At 48.0% G+C, this 18,961-nt stretch carries 14 protein-coding genes and 1 pseudogene; 10 read left to right on the top strand and 5 right to left on the bottom strand.

Annotation, left to right across the window (positions count from 1 at the left end; translation table 11 throughout):
- Positions 1-91: 91 nt before the first annotated feature.
- Positions 92-1,054 carry a hypothetical protein gene (locus OCU14_RS10090; protein WP_261810925.1) on the bottom strand — a complete coding sequence of 321 codons (963 nt, stop codon included), beginning with the start codon at positions 1,052-1,054 and terminating at the stop codon, positions 92-94.
- Between the two features lie 573 nt (positions 1,055-1,627).
- On the opposite strand from OCU14_RS10090, the gene OCU14_RS10085 reads away from it, so the two are divergent.
- From OCU14_RS10085 to OCU14_RS10075, 3 genes are all read left to right on the top strand, one after another.
- Positions 1,628-3,070 (top strand): MATE family efflux transporter, encoded by a 1,443-nt coding sequence (locus OCU14_RS10085; protein WP_261810924.1) that lies wholly within the window; start codon positions 1,628-1,630, stop codon positions 3,068-3,070.
- 78 nt (positions 3,071-3,148) lie between these two features.
- Positions 3,149-3,757: an HAD family hydrolase gene (locus tag OCU14_RS10080; RefSeq protein ID WP_261810923.1), complete on the top strand. Its 609-nt coding sequence runs from the start codon at positions 3,149-3,151 to the stop codon at positions 3,755-3,757.
- Between the two features lie 99 nt (positions 3,758-3,856).
- The gene (locus tag OCU14_RS10075; protein WP_261810922.1) at positions 3,857-4,261 is read left to right on the top strand and encodes a PTS sugar transporter subunit IIA; all 405 of its coding nucleotides are present in this window, start codon (positions 3,857-3,859) and stop codon (positions 4,259-4,261) included.
- Positions 4,262-4,311: 50 nt separating this feature from the next.
- On the opposite strand, the gene OCU14_RS10070 is transcribed toward OCU14_RS10075, so the two are convergent.
- The 3 genes from OCU14_RS10070 to OCU14_RS10060 form a co-directional block, all read right to left on the bottom strand.
- Positions 4,312-5,442 (bottom strand): GGDEF domain-containing protein, encoded by a 1,131-nt coding sequence (locus OCU14_RS10070; protein ID WP_261810921.1) that lies wholly within the window; start codon positions 5,440-5,442, stop codon positions 4,312-4,314.
- A gap of 122 nt (positions 5,443-5,564) precedes the next feature.
- Entirely contained in the window at positions 5,565-6,221 is a 657-nt protein-coding gene (locus tag OCU14_RS10065; protein WP_261810920.1) for an EAL domain-containing protein, read from the bottom strand.
- A gap of 250 nt (positions 6,222-6,471) precedes the next feature.
- Entirely contained in the window at positions 6,472-7,620 is a 1,149-nt protein-coding gene (locus tag OCU14_RS10060; protein ID WP_261810919.1) for an LCP family glycopolymer transferase, read from the bottom strand.
- A 365-nt stretch (positions 7,621-7,985) separates the two neighbouring features.
- Between OCU14_RS10060 and OCU14_RS10055 the strand changes: the two genes are divergently transcribed.
- From OCU14_RS10055 to OCU14_RS10030, 6 genes are all read left to right on the top strand, one after another.
- Positions 7,986-8,933: an AEC family transporter gene (locus OCU14_RS10055; RefSeq protein ID WP_261810918.1), complete on the top strand. Its 948-nt coding sequence runs from the start codon at positions 7,986-7,988 to the stop codon at positions 8,931-8,933.
- Positions 8,934-8,972: 39 nt separating this feature from the next.
- Positions 8,973-10,067 carry a DMT family transporter gene (locus OCU14_RS10050; RefSeq protein WP_261810917.1) on the top strand — a complete coding sequence of 365 codons (1,095 nt, stop codon included), beginning with the start codon at positions 8,973-8,975 and terminating at the stop codon, positions 10,065-10,067.
- Positions 10,068-10,336: 269 nt separating this feature from the next.
- Positions 10,337-11,008: a 2,3-bisphosphoglycerate-dependent phosphoglycerate mutase gene (locus OCU14_RS10045; RefSeq protein ID WP_261810916.1), complete on the top strand. Its 672-nt coding sequence runs from the start codon at positions 10,337-10,339 to the stop codon at positions 11,006-11,008.
- A gap of 125 nt (positions 11,009-11,133) precedes the next feature.
- Entirely contained in the window at positions 11,134-12,360 is a 1,227-nt protein-coding gene (locus OCU14_RS10040) for a serine hydrolase domain-containing protein (protein WP_261810915.1), read from the top strand.
- Between the two features lie 205 nt (positions 12,361-12,565).
- Positions 12,566-13,867 carry a GntP family permease gene (locus OCU14_RS10035; RefSeq protein WP_261810914.1) on the top strand — a complete coding sequence of 434 codons (1,302 nt, stop codon included), beginning with the start codon at positions 12,566-12,568 and terminating at the stop codon, positions 13,865-13,867.
- Positions 13,868-13,892: 25 nt separating this feature from the next.
- On the top strand, positions 13,893-15,023 hold the full coding sequence (locus OCU14_RS10030) for a glycerate kinase family protein (protein ID WP_261810913.1): 1,131 nt from the start codon (positions 13,893-13,895) through the stop codon (positions 15,021-15,023).
- 204 nt (positions 15,024-15,227) lie between these two features.
- Here the strand turns inward: OCU14_RS10030 and OCU14_RS10025 are convergent, their stop codons facing one another.
- Positions 15,228-16,562 carry a C1 family peptidase gene (locus OCU14_RS10025; RefSeq protein WP_261810912.1) on the bottom strand — a complete coding sequence of 445 codons (1,335 nt, stop codon included), beginning with the start codon at positions 16,560-16,562 and terminating at the stop codon, positions 15,228-15,230.
- 740 nt (positions 16,563-17,302) lie between these two features.
- Between OCU14_RS10025 and OCU14_RS10020 the strand changes: the two are divergent.
- Positions 17,303-18,522: pseudogene (locus OCU14_RS10020) on the top strand (RNA-guided endonuclease InsQ/TnpB family protein).
- Positions 18,523-18,961: the final 439 nt, after the last annotated feature.

Raw genomic sequence — 18,961 nt, 5'->3', positions numbered from 1 at the left:
ATTGACTACTATATTTGGACATAAGAAAACCCCACAATCGTTAGATTTATCTGTCTAACAATTGTAGGGCACTTCAGTTAGGTAGCTCTTTTTAGTACAATCCTTGAACATAGTCGGTAGCAATTTTTGCGTCAGTAGGTGAAACAGCATCTGCACCTGTCAAGCCAACGATTGAACCGACGTATTTCCAGCCCAATTGATAGAGACTAATAAAAAATTCTTGTCTACCGTTGTTAACAGTGAGACTATAGCCGTCAGTGTCATTATCGGCGAACATCATCTGGAAGACGTGGCCCATTTTAAAGGTCGCACGATAAAGATGAGTTTTACCAGATCTAACCTTTTTAGTTGCGACACCCTTAACAGGTTTCGCTAAATAATAGGTTATGGCAGAGTGAGTAAGTTTGAACTTCTTAATTTTGGCATAGCGGGTTGGTTTATACTTCGAGCCCTTGGTGTGGTAAATAAGTTGACTATCTGCTGAGATTGAGACGAAAGGTAAGGAAAGACCTTCAGCATCGTAGAAAGGTTTATTGGATTTAACAGATAAGAATGGGAGCATAGCCGATGATTTATATGAAAAAGCGGTATTTCTAGTATATGGTTGTTGAGCACCACCATTGTTTTTGATTATAGGCAGACTTCCGTGCCAGTTTCCGAGAGTCTTGAAAACCAATTTTTGATTTTTAAGACTCAGAGAGGGGTTGCTAATATAAGTGATGTTTCCTTTGCCGTCGTTAAGCCCGGTGACAACGGACCCTTTAGGTAAAATAACTTCTTTATGTTTGTTCATATTAGCTATCTTTAATGACCTTTTCAGCTTGTAGGTTTGGTAGCGATTTTGAGACATCTTGTATGGTTTAGACGAATAGTCGAACCGCGTATCAAAGTACGAGAGATTCCGAATATCAACCTTGTGGATTAAATTATCCACATGTTTTCCTGTATTTACGATTCTTGCTTTCTCCGCTGATGCACTAGTAACACCTAAGCTTCCCACAACAGCACCTAGTAGCATGAGTAGTAGGGTGCTTTTGCTTTTCATTTTAAACAATCTAAATTCCTCCTAATAATAGTTTCCCCTGGAACTTCCTATAAGGTTAGTATAACGCAATTGGATATGTGCTGGATATACTTCATGTTGGCCAACCAGCCCTAAGATAACGAGTTCGTTCTATTTCTAGTGTCGCTGGTATTGCCGATTGAGGAGTAATGAAAGCAGGGACGATGGTTTCCATTCTATTGATTTCTGATGTCAACTTCTCAAGAAGAGCCCCCAAGCAAAAAGATGGTCTTTCCAACAACAATGTGGCACAATCAGGGTCGCCAGGAAAACCGATTTGTTCGGTTCTCCATTTGTTGAACGACCGGAGCCACTTGTTTTCAGGATTGCTAGCCGAATTTCCGTAAATTTGGCGGCTTTCATGACAGTTAGGTAACATTTTGCCCTAGTAACCGTTTCCAATGAAAATATCTCTTCAATTCTTTCATAGATGAGCGTAGTATATGATTCTACATCGATCATTACCAATTTTATGAAACAAAACCACTGACAAATAACTTGAAACGCGTTATAGTAATTGTCTTGTGTCAAAAGATTGGCAAAAATTCTAAAGGAGGTCGGCGCATGAACGACTTAACTAAGGGTAACTCCCTCAAACTCATTTTCTTTTTTACGATTCCACTTTTAATTGGTAATTTATTTCAGCAATTATATAACGTTTCCGATACCGTAGTTGTGGGACAAACTCTTGGCGTGAAAGCGCTGGCCGCCGTTGGGGCGACCGGGTCCATTAATTTCCTAATTATTGGATTCGCCCAAGGCCTGACTGCCGGATTGGCCATTATCACGGCAACTCGGTACGGGGCTAGAGATTACAAGGGTGTCCGCAAGTCATTTGCTGCGAGCATTGTGATCTCGGTCTTAATGACTATTATCTTGACGATTCTTTCTTTAACATTTGTTGATCCTATTCTGCATCTGATGCAGACACCAGCGTCAATCTTTGCTAACGCGCGGATCTTTATCAGCATTATCTTTATCGGGATCTTTGCCTCGATGGCTTTCAACCTGTTGTCCAACATTATTCGGGCACTCGGGGATTCCCGCACGCCACTGATCTTTCTGATGATCGGGACGGTTGTCAACGTTGTTCTGGAATTACTATTCATCTTGGTTTTCCACATGGGGGTCGCTGGTGCCGGCTGGGCTACCGTGATTTCTCAAGTGGTGGCGTCACTGTTGTGTGTGGTTTACATCATTCGTTCCATTCCTCTTTTGCACTTGTCCAAGGATGATTTCAACTTAGACATGAACGAACTCTGGCAACACTTTACGACGGGGATGCCCATGGGCTTCCAACTGTCAATCATTGCCATCGGGACGATGGTGATGCAGGCGGCCTTGAACTCCTTAGGAACTGATTCAGTGGCTGCGTCTACGGCGGCTTCTAAGGTTGATCAACTCTGTTCCTTACCCATGTCTTCATTTGGCGTGACCATGGCCACCTTTGCCGCACAGAACTTTGGCGCCGGCAAGTACGGCCGGATCATGGAAGGAGTCAAGAAGACCCTCTGGTTATCCGGTAGTTTCGCGGTTTTTGCCGGTGGCTTAGTGATCTTCCTTGGCAAGCCGATTGTGACGTTAATTATCGGGACGGCCGACGAAAATGTGATTCAATTATCTCAAACTTACTTCAACATCATCGGGAGCACTTACCTGTTATTGAGTGTGCTCTTCGTGATTCGTAACACCCTCCAGGGCCTTGGCCGCCGGGTACTGCCAACGCTGGCTGGTGTCGGCGAACTGAGCATGCGGATCTTCGCTGCTGTCTTCATGGTGGGGGCCTTTGGGTATGCCGGAGCCGTTTCCGCTGAACCATTGGCTTGGTTGGGCTCCTGTGCCATCCTGATTCCTTCATGGATCAGAGCGGTTCAACAGTTGCGGAACTTACAACGGGCTGAAGATGTCGTTGCCGGCAACCCAACGTCAGAACAACTGGCGCAAGAAGCTAGCGAGAGTGCACCTAGCGAACCCGCTATGGGTGTGACACCAAAGTTCGAGTCCTAAGACAAAGCATGATACACTAGGGAAGATGAGCGATCATCTTCCTTTTTTTGATCTCAAACACAAGGAGTTTTTAAATCAATGCAAAATTTAATTTTCGATCTTGATGGCACGCTGCTCGATACCGAAACGATGTACATGCGGGCCCTACAGGCGGTCCTGCACGAACGCGGCATCGATCGGCCCTATGCCGATTTGACCGCGACCTTTGGCATCCCCAGTCGTGATGCCCTGGTACGCCTTCAGATTCCCGATCTCGAGAATGTTCTGGCAGAGTGGGGGGATCGGACGTTAGCCTACAAAGACACGGTATCCATCTATCCTGGCGTCACGGCGGCCCTGGCTAAGTTGCGCGAGACTGGCGTTAACCTGGCTATCATGACCTCGAAACGACGCTTTGAATACGAGCGAGACGTGGTCAGTGTTGGCTTGGACCAGTACTTCAAGGTGACCGTCGTTGCTGAGGACGTGGCGCATGGAAAGCCGGCCCCGGATGGGATTTTACTGGCGATGCAACGCTTAGGCGCCGACCCAGCGTCGACAGTTTATATCGGCGATACTGCCTATGATTTTACGGCCGCACACGCTGCGGGTGTCGCCTTTGGCTTTGCCGGGTGGAACGGTAAACAACCCGTAAATTACCAACCGGACAGACTGTTTACGACCCCTGGAGACATGCTGGTCCATTAGCTTTCTGGATTAGTGGAGCTGACTGGCATTTTGTGCTATATTTGACCCATAAACAAGTGGGTCTGAAAGACGTAAACCGTTTTAAAAAGGGGTGGCACGATGCTTGCCATAATTATCACCGGTCACGGAGACTTTGCCCGTGGCATCTTACAGAGTGCTGAAATGATTTTCGGTAAAGCGCAGAAGGTCAAGGCTGTGACCCTGAGTGCCAATGAAAGTGTGGAGGATCTGGCGAACCACTATCAGGCTGCCATCCAGAGCCTGCAACCCGTTTCGGAGATCCTTTTTTTGGCTGATCTCTGGGGTGGGGCGCCTTTTAACGCGGCCAGTCAGTTGGTCCAGCAGAACCCAGACAACTATGCCGTGATTGCGGGGGTCAATTTGCCCATGTTGATTGAGGCCTTGGACAGTCAGGAGCAGCCACTAGCGACGGTGTTGCCACGTTTGGAACAGGATGGACGAAGCGGTATTCGCCGCTTCGATGGACGGACTTCGACCGACTAAAATGTAGAGAAAAAAGCTATGCCCGTGGGCATAGCTTTTTTAGGCCTAATCTAATTAATCTTGATCTGATCACGACCATGTTGCTTGGCATAATAGAGGTTTTGGTCCGCCCGCCGGAAGAGATCGACGGCCTCTTGATCGTCAGGTTGGCGTTGGGTGACCCCCACGGATAACCGCACGTTGAGGTCCTGACCGCCATGGTGAAAGGTTCGTTGGCGAATGGATTCAGTCAAGGTGGTGACGAGGCTGACAGCCTGCTCGGTGGTATAGCCAATAAAGAGAATTGTGAACTCCTCGCCCCCAGTCCGGTAGAGGACTAACTGGGGGTCTAGTTCTGCCAACTGACGGGTCATCGTCTGGGCCACGTGGCTGAGAACATAATCCCCTGTCAAATGGCCGTATGTGTCGTTGACGTGTTTGAAGTGGTCGATATCGAATAGCATCAGGGTCAGAGGTTGCTGCGTTCCCGTCGCAGCTTTAAAGGCTTGGCCGAAGTCGTTTTTGAAGGCGTAGTAATTATTGACGCCGGTCAAATCGTCGTAATTGGTGGTATAAGTGAGCTGTGCTAAGGTATCAGCCCCAGCCAAGAGTGAATCCACATAGACGTACATCATACTCAAGATGAAGAAGTTGAAGACGAGCTCCCAGGCCAGGGTGGTGAGGGGCAAGTGAAATTGCGCCCCCATTAATCCCCAGAGAACTGCCGAGAAGAACAGGGTTGCGATGGTAAAGTCTAGAAAGTCGGTCCATTTCTGGTGTTGGTGCGTCTTCACTTGCTTCATCACGAAGTAGAAGGCCACATAAACTGCGGCGAAGAGCCAGGACCAACCGTTGCCCATCGTTTCATTGATCCCCATGAAGAGACCGATGGCAATCAGAAGCTGCCAGAGTCGGATTTCCAACATCAGGAAGTAACTGACAAAGACGATAGCAAATATTTGGAAATTAGTGAAGGCCCAGCTATAGGCGGTTCCGCTGACAGACGTCTGACTGATGATGAGAATGACGGCCATGTAGACCAGACCGACGTTGGTTCGGATGGCGGCCACGTTTGGTTGACGGTGCTTGCGATCGAGATGCTGAATGATTTTGTTGGTAATGAACCAGTAGAGGGTCAGGACACCGAGTAAAAAGAACAGACTCGTAATTGCGGGTGCCACGAACCATTTGGACCAAGTCATGCGAAACCTCCTATCGGGAATAATTATGATAATTAACAGCGAAAACATATTATACAATAGATCTAAGCGGTCGAACACCCACGCGGGATAAAAGAAAAAGTTTGGGATTTCTCCCAAACTTCTTAATTGCACGAAACTAGACTTGGTTTACCATAAAGATATCCTTGGTGAAGGGTGATACCGAAGTGTTTGGCCAGTGCCTGGTCCTTGGCGTCTTCCACGCCTTCGAGAATGAAACTCAACCGAAATTGATGCGCGATCTTAGCCCAGAACGCCAGACATTCCGGAATCTTGGCTGCGACACCCGCCATGCGGAAGTTTTGCATCGCAAATTTAATTTCATCCACGAATGGCAACAGATATTGAATGTTATGGAAAGTGTTGGAGCCGGTGCCCACGTCATCTAATACTAAACCAATGTTGTATTGGTGAAGGGTCAGACTGAATTGCTGAATCTCTTCTAGAGTTGGGGCTTCCGTTAACTCAATGGTTAATGCAGCCGGATTGATCCGTTTTTTGAGAGCAATGATGGTTCCCAAGGTCAACGGATCCCGTAGTTGTTGGTTATTGAGGTTAAAGGCCAAGACTTGTTTGGTAACCGCCGTATTCAGAGCAGTCGCCGTTTGTTCAAGGAGCTTAGCTTGGTCCGACACGGAAATGTCCGTAAACTTTTGTGGCAGGACCCACGTTTCATTCTGTTGCTTACGCAGGAGGACTTCATAGCCAAAGACCTGTTGATCATCTTGATTTACTTGTGGTTGAACGAAAAACCGGTACATATTGGTTGACTCCTTTAGTTACGGCGTACCGCATAGAATTAATTACCTCCATTCTAGCGCTTTTTTTTCAAAGAACAACGTCATATATCGTTTAGTGTGGTGATTGATTAAGCCTGCAAGTAGATGGATGCGCTTACGACTACCCCCGTGTATGGTTTTGTGCTGCGAGAGGTTATTTTAACTCAGATAGTCTGAATAGACGGTCAACAAAAAAACTCGCGTGATCTCAAGGATCGCACGAGTTTCATCTTTAGTAGCCGTAGCCACTGTTGTTCGCATTACTGTTATCGTAGCCACTACCATCGGACCCGTAACTGGTATCCGTGGTTCCGTAAGCCGAGGTATCGGAATCGGTGGTAAAGCTCTTCGTTTCCGAAAGTTCCAAAGTCTTGCGGATGTGATTGGAAATCTTCTTTAGTTCTTCGTTAGTTGGGACTTGGTAGGAAAGGCCATCGATCATCGCGTCTTGACCCTGTAAGGTTTCAGACTTGATGTGATGGGAAGCATCCCCGTACTTGGCCCGAATCTGCATCAGGTCATCAAATGTGAGGTCGGTCTTGAGGTTCCCGTTGAGGGAGGTCAAAATCTGTTGGTAACGGGTGATGGAGGTCAGTCCAGCGGCCTTGACGACCAGCTTCTGAAGGACTTGTCGTTGTCGTTTCTGGCGACCATAGTCACCCAGCGGATCTTCATGACGCATCCGGGAGTAAGCAAGGGCTTGTTTCCCATTTAAGTGGGTTGTCTTACCCTTGACCACGTTAGCCGCACCGTACTGGAAGGTTAATGGTGGTTTGACGTCGACCCCATTGACCGCATCGACCATCTTCTCCAGGCCACCCATGTTAACGATAGCATAGAAATCAATCGGAATGTCTAACAGGTCTTCAACGGTCTTCACAGCCGTCTTGGCCCCACCAATCGTGTACGCTGCATTAATTTTCTGCACGCTGGCATTAGCGCCGGAACCCACGGTGACCCGAGTATCCCGAGGAATACTAGTCAGGTACGCGGTTTCCTTGGTTGGGTTGATCGTGGCCACCATCATCGTATCGGTCCGACCCATGTCGGAACGGCCCAAGGCCCCGGTGTCGGTTCCCATCAAGAGAATCGAGAAGGGCTTGTTCTTCTTGAGAACGGCGGCCACGTTACGACTCTTTGCGGTGTTGGATGACGCGTAGGTCTGGCTGAAGGTCTTCTTAGCAGAACTCCAGGCATGATAACCGTACGCCAATCCACCGCTAATTAGGAAGAGCACGGTGAGCACGATGGTCCACATCACAGGACGATGGGGATGAACCGTGGGTGTTTTAAAGTGTGAGTGTCGGTCAGAGCGGCGATCGTAGACTTGTTCGAAGTCCTCTGGCGATCGTTGCCGCTTGTTTCCATTATCATTAGGCATATTTATTTCCTCATCCTCGTCAAAATCTTTTTCCATTATAAACTGGTCCGTGGCGTAGTGATACCGCCAATCATCGATTTAATCAGATTTTAAAGGTTCCGCGACCAGTTTTGCTTGTGACCTCAATTAATTCATTACACCACAAAAAAAGTTATTCGTAAACGGGTGGGGGAACCTGACTGCAATTCGGATTTGTCAACAATTGGTAAAATAGGCAACATTTCCGGGCGTGTCAAGGCGACGGGAAGCCTATTAGATTCAGCGTTGGAACCGGTTACGAATCAGAGGAAATCGCTTCTTATGCTATAATAAGCAACGTTACTTAAGAAACAGTTATTTTTTTGAAATGGCGGGGAGGTTACCGAATGGCCGTCTTTATCAGAAGTGTTTCAGGCGTGCTGATTATCCTGGTGATGATCGGCTTAGGCTACGTGTTGTCTCGTCGAGGCTGGTTTGATGACCAGGCTCCGCGGCTAATTGCCCGGTTGGTGACGCAGATTGCCTTACCCGCCTATATGATTAGTACCATTACCGCCAAATTTTCGGCAGCAACCTTGAAGGCCACGTTGCCGGACCTTCGTTTCCCAATTATCTCGATGACGATTATGTTTGGGTTATCGATTGTGGCGTTTCACTTGTTTCGAATTCATGACGATCATCGGGGATTGTTTGAGTCGATGTTCCTGAATTCCAACACCGTGTTCGTGGGCTTACCGGTTAACGAGGCCCTGTTTGGATCGAAAAGTTTACCCTTCGTGCTGGTGTATTATATGGCCAACACGACCTTCTTCTGGACCTTGGGGGTTTACCTCATCCAGCGAGATGGGAAGGATAAGGCTAAATTCAATCTGAAGGACACCTTACAGAAGATTTTTTCACCGCCCCTGTTGGGCTTTATTTTTGGGGTCATTCTGGTCCTGCTGAATATTCAGTTACCAGACTGGATCATGCAGGATTTCCAGTATGTTGGTGGTCTGACAATTCCACTGTCCATGATTTTTATTGGGACGGCGATTGCCGGTGCCGGCCTGCAGAACATTCGGATTGACCGCGATAGCCTAGGAATTCTGTTGGGACGCTTTATTATTGCCCCAACTCTGATGGCTTTACTGGTCGTACCGACCGGGTTGCCAGCTCTGATGAAGCAAGTCTTCATCTTACAGGCGGCGATGCCCGTCATGACCAATGCCCCAGTCGTGGCTAAGCTCTACCGAGCGGATGCCGACTACGCGGCAATTATGGTTACTGAAACCACCCTCCTGAGTCTAGTGGTGATTCCAATCTTGATGGTTATTGTTCAGCAAATTGTCTAGTTGTGTTCGCACATATTATAAGGAGGAACTAGTTTCGTTTTGAGAAAAACCATGTTGTACATCGCTTTTTCAACGTTAATGTTCAGTTCGATGGAAATCGCCTTAAAGGCTGCTGGTGGGGCATTTAACCCCATTCAGTTGAACCTGATTCGGTTTCTTATTGGGGGAATCGTGTTGCTGCCAATTGCCTTACGGGCACTTAGCAAACAGCAACATCATTTAACCAAGGCGGACTGGGGTCTGTTCTTCCTGACAGGGTTGGTCTGTGTCATTGTGTCAATGACGCTGTACCAGTTGGCCATCACCGTCGACGAGGCGTCGACCGTGGCCGTCCTCTTTAGCTGTAACCCGGTATTTGCCCTTATTTTCTCGTACTTAATTCTTCACGAACGACTTGGACGGGCGAACTTAATCGCCGTGGTCGTGTCCATTATTGGATTGATCGTGATTGTTAATCCAGCTCACCTGACGAATCCATTAGGGTTGGTTTTGGCGATTAGCTCGGCCTTAACCTTTGGGCTGTACAGTATTGTGTCTCGGTGGGGGTCTGTTCGCCACCACTTCAATGGGATTACCATGACCTGCTTTACGTTCTTGGCTGGGTCATTAGAACTCTTTGTGTTGATGATGATTACCCACATTCCTGCCGTTGCTGGGGGGATGCGTCAGGTTGGTTGGCTCAGCAACTTCGCTGCTTTACCAATTTTGAAGAACATCAGCATGCAGTACTTCTGGTTACTCTTTTTCATCGGGGTCTGTGTGACCGGTGGGGGATTTGCCTTTTACTTCCTGGCCATGGAACGTTCCGACGTCTCCACGGCATCCCTGGTCTTCTTCATTAAGCCAGGGCTGGCTCCAATCATGGCGGCTGTGCTGATTCACGAGCACATCTTGCCAAATACGATTGTCGGGATTGTTATTATCCTGATTGGTTCCGTGATTACCTTCATGGGGAACCGGGTCAAGGCGCGCGAATCGCAATTGGCAGAACAAGATGCAACTGTTCCAGCCAGCGATTTCCAACAGGAGCAAACGGCTAAGGCCGACCAACTCGAGGCTAAGCTAGAAGCTGACTTGGAAGCCAAGCTTGAAGCGAAGATGGATGCCAAGCGTGACCCATCGTCGATGGACTAAATTTGATTAGTGTAAGGATCTGAGGTTATGCTTGGGTCCTTTTTTATGCTTATGTGGTCGAAACGTGCCCCAACAGGCAGTCAGCTCCGCTTAACCCCGTACTTGGAATAATCCAAACCCAGGATTTTTCCAAGTACGACGTTAATGCTCGCTGACTAACCGCCTGTTGGGGCACTCTTGCGTGAAAACTGACACAAATTCAACGAATCTCCCGGAACGCTATGTTATGATAATCCGTGAGAGCAAGAGCAGAGAAAGGGAGAATGATGATGGCAACGTTAGTCATCCTACGGCACGGCGAGAGTGTCGCCAACCGGGACAATATCTTTACAGGATGGAGCGATGTTCCATTGACGGACAAAGGGCGGCAACAGGCCTTGGTTGCGGGGCAACTCGTGGCACAGACCGGCCTACGGTTTGGGGCCCTGCATACCTCGATGCTTCAACGGGCAATTGTGACTTCAAACATTGTGTTGGAAGCGATCGACCAGTTGGCGATTCCAGAATACAAGTCCTGGCGACTCAATGAACGCCACTATGGGGCCCTACGTGGGAAGAATAAGGCTGCGGTGCAGGCGGAAGTTGGTGAACGCCAGGTGAAGATCTGGCGGCGAAGCTTCGAGACCGTGCCACCACTCTTGGATCACGTGGTTCAGGATCGACGGTACGATCAATTTGGTCCCCACACGGAGCCACTAGGTGAAAGCCTTGAGATGGCCTATGACCGGCTGATGCCCTATTGGGAGGACCAGATTGCCCCACGTTTGCTGGATGACCATAACCAGCTCGTCGTGGCCCATGGCAGTACCTTGCGGGCCCTCATCAAGTACCTCGATCGGGTGCCAGACGCTGATATCAGTCAGGTTGAAGTCGCTAACGGCGAACCGATTCGCTATGACTTTGATGATCGGCTGCGGATCAAACGTAAAGTAATATTGTGACGATTACCTTAACAAAAGGATAAGTTAATAAGGTCGGACGAAACAATTGAGAAAAACGATTGTATTTGTCCGGCCTTTTCGTATAATCAGATTTAGGAGTTGGGAACAGAGGGGAAGTCAGGGGAATGAATAAGAAAAATTTGGGCCACTGGGCAATTTTAATGTCCGTCATTGTGGTTATTATTGGGGTTGTTTCATGGATGCACGTCATCGATGCAAATGATAAGAAGCAGGTGGCGATTAGCAACCAGCATCATGCGGAAAAGACCAAGGACGCGATTACCCGCTATGCCATGAAGAGCCAACAGGATCGCGAGAACAAGGTCACACAGTATGACCGCAAGAACCTGGGAGAGAAGAATCCCGTCTTTGCGGCTAAACTGACCAAAGATCTGCGGGCTAAAAAGTTTGTCGGGTCAGCCATTGTTGTTAAAAACAATCACGTGGTTTATCAACAGGCTTTTGGCTGGGCCAACGTTAAGAAACAGCATAAAAATAAGGTAACGTCACAATTTCTGATCAACTCCGTCCAGAAATCACTGACCGGGGCCTTGGTCATGCAGGCCGTAGAAAAGGGCCAGATCAAGTTATCCGATCACTTGAGCAAGTACTACCATATTAAACATAGTAGTCACGTGACGATTCGCCAAATGTTAAATATGGAGGGCGGTATCAGCGGCAAGTTGGTACCAGGGACCGTTTTGACCGAACCCGCCGTCTACAAGTATGCGAGTCAAACGGCCATCATCAAGAAGAAGCGGATCAACCATTTCCATTATCAACCAATCAGTTATGTCTTACTGGCAGGAATTCTGCATAAGGTGACCCACCAGTCCTACTACCAAGCATTCTACCAGGACATTGTGACACCACTGGATCTCAATCACACGGGCTTTAACCAGATTCGAAAGATCACGCCGAACATGACCTTAGGTTATGGCGGCATGGAACCCGGTCAGTACAAGGAACCTCACGCGCCGTTGAAGATGACGACGGCGGTTCAGGTTGCGACTGGGAACGTCATCATGAGTACTGGGGATGCCTTCCAAGCGGAACGGGCGGTCATTCAAGGGACAACCTTGGATAATCCAGCCGGGGCTCAGGTTTTGCATGAAGTTGGCCAGACCCGCCATTACACCGGTGGCCTGTATCATCTCGGTAACATTGGGTACTACAGTCACGGGATGGGGGACGATTACGAGAGTACCGTTGCCATGAGTAAGGATGGTAAAACGGGTGTGATCTTCTTATCAAACAACTTCGTTAAGAAGGCTATGTTCCCTCGCTGGTCGACGGAACAACTCGCCATTCAGACCTTCAAAGATATCAATGAAGTGAAGGCCGTCAAGTAGGGTCAACTTAAAATTAAGTCAAAGCAAAAGGTCGAAAACGTTGGTTTTCGGCCTTTTTTGACTTTCTTAAAACGTTTTACCGGTCGATCGTGTAGGCCCCACAAGGTGTTGGGGCCTTTCAATTACTCAAGGATTGTTGTATCATTAGTTAGTTCAAAAAGTTCGTTAATTAATTCACTTAATACATAGATAGGAGTGTCGTCAGATGGGTGTTTCTGTTAGTTGGATTGGGGCCTTAATTGGGTTAGCCCTTGCCATTATTTTAATTTTACGTAAGTTGAACCCGGTCTATTCGCTCTTACTCGGAACAATTGTCGGGGCCCTCATTGGAGGAGCCAACCTGACACAGACGGTAAACATTGTGGTTACGGGATCTCAGAGTGTTATGGGAACCGTTATCCGGGTGCTGGCCGCCGGGGTCTTTGCCGGGGTCATGATGGAGTCTGGGGCCGCTAATGCGATTGCCCGAGGCATTGTCAACAAGTTCGGTGAAAGCCTTGCGATTCTCTCGTTAGCTTTGGCTACCATGATTATCACGGCCGTGGGGGTTTTCATCCCGGTTGCCGTCTTGATTGTGGCGCCAATCGCCCTCGAAGTGGGGAGTCGGATGAAGATTTCTAAGCTGGCGCTGCTGGTTGCCCTTTCCGGTGGTGGTAAGGCGGGGAATATCATCTCACCAAACCCCAACACGATTGCTGCAGCTCATGGGTTCCATTTGGAACTCAGTCAATTGATGGTTGCCGACTTTATCCCTGCTGTCTTTGGCTTGTTGGCAACGGTTCTGATTGCCACACTGTTACGTCACCGCGGGTCCATTGCCACCATGGCGGACGTGCAGGCTAACCAGGACCAAGGTACTGCTGAACCAACCGATCTGCCATCCTTAAAGACGGCGATCGTAGCGCCACTCCTGGCCGTTATTCTCTTGTTACTGAACCCAGTTGGGAACATTTTACACATTAGTATTTTGGAAAAGTTCGAAGTTGATGCTATGTACATCTTGCCAATCGCTGGACTGGTGGGGATGCTGGCCATGCATCAGGGTAAAAAGGTCTTGGCTTACACGAAGTCAGGGATGGCCCGGATGACCGACGTTGTTTTAATTCTGATCGGTGCCGGGGCTATCGGGGGCTTGATTACCACCTCGACGTTACCTGCCGCCATTGTGCACTTAATTAAGATTTCCGGGATCTCCGGAACCTTCTTGGCTCCAATCGCCGGGATCTTAATGGCTGCCGCAACGGCTTCGACTTCAACCGGTGTTATCTTGGCTACCGGATCATTCGGTAAGGCCATCTTATCCTTCGGAACGGCGCCATTGGCTGCCGCTGTGATGGTTCATACCGGTGCTACGGTGATTGACCACTTGCCACAAGGGAACTACTTCCACGTGACGGCCAACGCCATGAACATGTCTCTCAAGGAACGGATGCAGTCAGTTCCTTATGAAACGGCAGTTGGGTTAACCATGACGATTGTCGGAACAATTATGTTTACCCTCTTCTAGACACGACGGAAAGGATGAAGTTCAAATGAAATTTGTCATTGCCCCCGATTCTTTTAAAGGTAGTTTGACCGCGAAGCAAGCGGCAGACGCCATTTATGCCGGTTTGAAACGAGTCTTCCCGGATGCCGACTATGAACTGGTTCCGATGGCTGACGGTGGGGAAGGCACGGTGCAGTCCCTGGTCGATGCGACCCACGGGACGTTGAAGACCGCCTCTGTCTTGAATCCGTTGGAAGAAACGGTTGATGCTCAATATGGCTTACTGGGTGATGGACGGACGGCCGTCATCGAAATGGCTGCCGCGAGTGGAATTCAGTTTGTGAATGAACAGACCAAGGATCCGCTGGTTACCACGACCTATGGGACCGGTGAATTGATGTTGGACGCCATGCATCATGGTGCCAGAGAGATTATCATTGGGATCGGTGGCTCGGCCACGACTGATGGTGGTCAAGGGATGGCGGAGGCCCTCGGGGCGAAATTCCTCGATAAGGACGGTCAGCCTATCAAACGTGGGGGTGGCGGTTTAGCCGACCTCGCTAGGATTGATGTCTCTGATGTCGACCCACTGGTTGCCGAGACGAAGGTCCGCATCGCTTCCGATGTCACAAATCCACTGGTTGGGCCTAAGGGTTCAGCCGCTGTCTTTGGTCCGCAGAAGGGGGCCACGGCGGAAACGATTCCCGTGTTGGACCGCAACTTGGCCCATTATGCGGCCATCATTAAACGCGACTTAGGCAAGGATCTCGCGGATTACCCAGGCGCTGGTGCTGCCGGTGGACTGGGTGCCGGTTTGCTAGCCTTTACCCAATCCGTCATGGAAAAGGGTGTCGAGATCGTGGTCAAGGAAACTCACTTGAAGGAACGGGCCGCTAATGCGGACTACGTCTTCACTGGTGAAGGGGCCATTGACTTCCAGACGCAGTACGGCAAGACCCCAATGGGTACCGCACTGGCTGCCAAGGAAGCCAGTCCCCACGCCAAGGTGATCGGCTTAGCCGGTAACGTCGGCGAGGGAATCGACCAACTCTACGATCTGGGCATTGACGCCATCTTCCCAATCCTCCCAGGGGTCGTCGACCTCCCAACGGCCATCAAGACCGGTGAGGAAAACCTGACTCGGACCGCGGAGAATATTGCTCGGGTGCTAAATTAAAGAGTGCGCCAGCAGGCGGTAGTCGGCGAGCATTAACGTCGTTAGGGCGATAATCCCGCTCTTGGATTATTGGCCTAACGGGGTTAAGCGGAACCGACTGCCTGCTGTTGCACGTTTCGACCACATAAACACAAAAATTCCAAAACAAAACCGCCTCCCCAATCAAGGGAAGGCGGTTTTTAATTACAAATTAAGTTCAAATCCTTAAGCTAAAGCACCCATTGGATCCCAAGGAGCCAAGACCGTTGGTTCTTCAGTTTCCTGAGTCTTCTTTAAGTCGTCAGGCAGGAATTGCTTGTTCACAACGACTTGGTAGCAATATTCGTCCATCCAAGCGTCGCTCATCACGAAGTAACCCTTCGTGCCGACCTTTTCACCCCAAGAGTTTTCAACCTTCCACTTGGTAGGTTGACCATCGACTAAGTCGACACCGGTCAAGACCATGGCGTGGGTCATCATGCTTTCTCCGTAATCCAGGCGTTCTGCCTTGGTTGTGGAGAAGTCGATGTTGAAGAGGGCATCCTTGTCGTAGTACTTGGTGTCCATGATTCCCTTTTGACGTTCTGAGGATTGACCAACATCACAACCGAACCAGACGGATTGACCCGCTTGGAGTTGCTTGATGGCCAAGGCCTTGAAGTCCTTCATCGTGACGTTCAAGTGCTTGACTTGACGGCCGTTGACCACGTTACCTAACATTTCAACCGTGTAAGTGTGGTTGTATGGCTTGTCGTCAGTAGGGGCATTGATGATGGAAACGTAATCGGACAGGTCCCAGTCGACGTACTTGTCGAAGAAGGACTTAGGGGTTAAGCCCTTGTCGATGTGGTAGTTCTTGTCATCGTCGCGGTATTCGAAGTCGAATTTGCTAACGGGTTCGCCGAGTGAAAAGCTCAGTAAGCGGTAAACTTCGCCGAGCATCTTGTCCTTAGCAGCAGCAATGTCAGCATCGCTGGCTTTGTCGGCAACTAATTTCCGTAAAATAACGGCGTCCTTACGCAGCTTCAAGTTCAACGTGCTGTTGAGTTCGCTAGACTTGGAACTGTTGTAAGTTTCGGGCATAACGGACTTAGGCACGATTCCATACTTTTCAATGATGGCACACAGCATGTCCCATTGACCACCATCTTGTTGTGGGGTAGCCATTAAGAAGGCGACCTTACGGCTAGACGTTGGTTGGTCGGCAGTGGCCAAAACGTTTTCGTAGAAGTAGTTGGCTTTTTCGAATTTATCCCAGAAGTTGGTGTAGTTTTGGGATAATTCAAAGTCACTCAAGTTAAACAGATCGGCTAAATGATGACGCATGGTGTTCAATGCGGCAAACATCCAGCAACGACCACTTTGTTTTTGGTTGGCAACTTTCCCGGTGTCCAAATCAATGGAGAAGACGGGAGTCATGTCGGTTTCAGAAGCGTAATCGGCAGAGGTTGCTAAGATTCCTTGATGGCTGACGGCGCGTTCTAAGACCTTCGCGGTGGGGTCAGTAGCTAAAGCTTGTTGATAACGGGCGGTTTGATCCGCCGTGATTTCTTTACTCAATGACGTCACTCTCCTAACTATTCTCTCATTGTACCCCAATTTTCTCATTTTTTGTATAGGTGAGTGGAAAATTCAATTGACAAGGCACTTGGAACCGCTCATATTCGAAGTTATTAATACACAAATAATGATATAATTATGAGAACGGGTGATATTTTCATTTGCTATTGGGAATAGCAGGCAAGACTAGTGGGACATGCAGCTATTGCCACTTCTTCAAATGACTTACTGAAAATGCCAGGTACAAAACATTAGTCGAAGTATAAAAATGCTCATTACCACAGCAAAAGATTCTTCTTTAAGCAGCATACGGGTAAGAAAAAGTACGTAGCAGCGTATCGTATTAAAAGATATCCTCGCTATGCTGATGCGGTCTCAACTTATGCCTATAGAAAAAATGTCTAAAACTGGAAACTCAAGGTATCTTATGACAACTAATTTGTACCGCAAGTCGCCTAACCGCCGTTCAAAATAGGTAGACTTAGAGTATTGGTGGGGTGTAACGAAATCAACTTTAAAACAGTACAAAGCAAACTTTCATCTTGGATCTCCGGATGGATTAACTAAAAATTTCAGAGGATTGCTTAGGCTATCTCATATTTATTAAGGACTAGGCAGAAAACCTGCGATTTTAATCGCGGGATGAATGATAGAACTTAATATCTTCCTTTCTTAAAACATACGTTCCCCTAAAGGGCTAAATATGGTATGCTTAATCCAATCTACAGGGGAGGTATCCGTTGGTCAAATTAGGACGAACAATCAAGTTGAGACTCTATCCAGACACTGAGCAAGCAGACCAATTTCTAGCGATGAGCCAGGAATATCAACGATTAGCTAATATTGTCAGTCGATGGATCTTTGACCATGAATTTCAGTTAAGCTGGTTAAAAATCAATCACCAGCTGTACAAACGGTTCAGACAAGACTCACCACTCAATAGTCAGATGATTCAGTCGGTCTTTCGGACAGTAGTAGCTCGCTATAAGACTATCCAAGAACAGATGAAGCAACATCCTTACCGCTACAAGAACGAAGAAAAAAGGTGGGTTCAAGTTCCTAGAGACTTGAGTTGGCTGGTGAATCCCATCTACTTTCGCCGGCCACAGGCGGATTTGGTCCACCAAAGTAATTATTCCTTCGTAGGTGACATGGAGCAAATCTCGCTGACTACGTTAGGAAAAAGGACTAAGCTGAACTTCACCAACACAGGATTCGAGAAATACTTTACCGAGGATTGGAAGCTAGGGACTGCCAAGTTGGTCCACAGCAGAGGAAAATGGTTTCTGCACATTGGCATCACGAAAGAAGTCGGTAATTTCGATACTAAGGGTCATCCGCAAATTGTGGGGATTGACCGTGGATTGCGTTTCCTAGCAACTACCTTTGATAGTGAAGGAAAGACGTTGTTCTTTGATGGTCAGAAGATCTTACATAAGCGAAAGAAGTTGCTAGAGATTCGTCAACAACTACAAAGTAAAGGGTCCAAGTCTGCTAAGAAAAAATTGAAGCAGCTAGCTCAACGAGAGAACCGCTGGATGACCGATGTGAATCATCGCTAGCTAAGACACTCGTTACAGCATATGGTTTGCATACACTTTTTGTTTTAGAGGACTTAACTAACGTGACATTCAACACTGATGACTTGCCTAAGTCTTTGCCTAGTAGCCATCGTTCCTGGTCTTTTTTTCAACTAGAATCTTTCTTAACATACAAGGCTCAGGCTATTCAAAGTGCTGTTGTGAAAGTGAATCCATCCTTCACCTCTCAGAGATGCCCCAAGTGCGGGCTAATTGAGAAGACTAACCGCCATCATGATACTCACGAATATTGGTGTCAACAATGCCAGTATCGGTGTAACGATGACCGATTAGGTGCAATGAATATTGGGATGCTCGGCCAAGAGTGGTTGAGTGGTGTCAAGCGACCCAAGATTAAAAAGCTAACAGCTATTGGGTAGATCCTGATAGTTAAACGGGTAGCTGTCAATTACCCGATGATGTTGCCACTATGAGTAGGAGTGCCTAACAAGTACGTTGGACTACTGTGTCGCCAGACACGTGAGCGACAAGCCGCTGAATTTATTCAGAGGCAATTGACGGCACAGGGGCTAGGGATCTTTATTCTAGTGATCTTGGTTTTGGCATTAATTGTTTGGATTCTTAATTTCAAATTAAAAGAATGACGTTAATATTGAACTGCTATGATCCCTCTGTGGTTGTCAGATGAAACAAGGCACGAAACCAGAATTCATCCGGTTTCGTGCCTTGTTTTTGTCCTACAGCGGCTAGTTCTGTCACAGCCCCTTTTTAAAGATTAAAGGGATCTATGATATTTGGTGTTGATGGTAAATCCATCAACACCATTTTTGTATAATAAAAGGGCACATCACCATTGTG

The organism is Levilactobacillus humaensis, assembly GCF_024345185.1.
GTDB classification, from domain to species: Bacteria; Bacillota; Bacilli; order Lactobacillales; family Lactobacillaceae; genus Levilactobacillus; species Levilactobacillus humaensis.
Note: the sequence above shows the minus strand (reverse complement) of the source record. Positions and strands in the feature narration are given on the sequence as shown.

Excerpts from the sequence above, each read along its gene's own strand:
- OCU14_RS10065 (WP_261810920.1), bottom strand. The coding sequence starts at position 6,221 with ATGTACCGGTTTTTCGTTCAACCACAAGTAAATCAAGATGATCAACAG.
- OCU14_RS10085 (WP_261810924.1), top strand. The coding sequence starts at position 1,628 with ATGAACGACTTAACTAAGGGTAACTCCCTCAAACTCATTTTCTTTTTT.
- OCU14_RS10045 (WP_261810916.1), top strand. The coding sequence starts at position 10,337 with ATGGCAACGTTAGTCATCCTACGGCACGGCGAGAGTGTCGCCAACCGG.
- OCU14_RS10035 (WP_261810914.1), top strand. The coding sequence starts at position 12,566 with ATGGGTGTTTCTGTTAGTTGGATTGGGGCCTTAATTGGGTTAGCCCTT.
- OCU14_RS10075 (WP_261810922.1), top strand. The coding sequence starts at position 3,857 with ATGCTTGCCATAATTATCACCGGTCACGGAGACTTTGCCCGTGGCATC.
- OCU14_RS10060 (WP_261810919.1), bottom strand. The coding sequence starts at position 7,620 with ATGCCTAATGATAATGGAAACAAGCGGCAACGATCGCCAGAGGACTTC.
- OCU14_RS10080 (WP_261810923.1), top strand. The coding sequence starts at position 3,149 with ATGCAAAATTTAATTTTCGATCTTGATGGCACGCTGCTCGATACCGAA.
- OCU14_RS10040 (WP_261810915.1), top strand. The coding sequence starts at position 11,134 with ATGAATAAGAAAAATTTGGGCCACTGGGCAATTTTAATGTCCGTCATT.
- OCU14_RS10070 (WP_261810921.1), bottom strand. The coding sequence starts at position 5,442 with ATGACTTGGTCCAAATGGTTCGTGGCACCCGCAATTACGAGTCTGTTC.
- OCU14_RS10055 (WP_261810918.1), top strand. The coding sequence starts at position 7,986 with ATGGCCGTCTTTATCAGAAGTGTTTCAGGCGTGCTGATTATCCTGGTG.
- OCU14_RS10030 (WP_261810913.1), top strand. The coding sequence starts at position 13,893 with ATGAAATTTGTCATTGCCCCCGATTCTTTTAAAGGTAGTTTGACCGCG.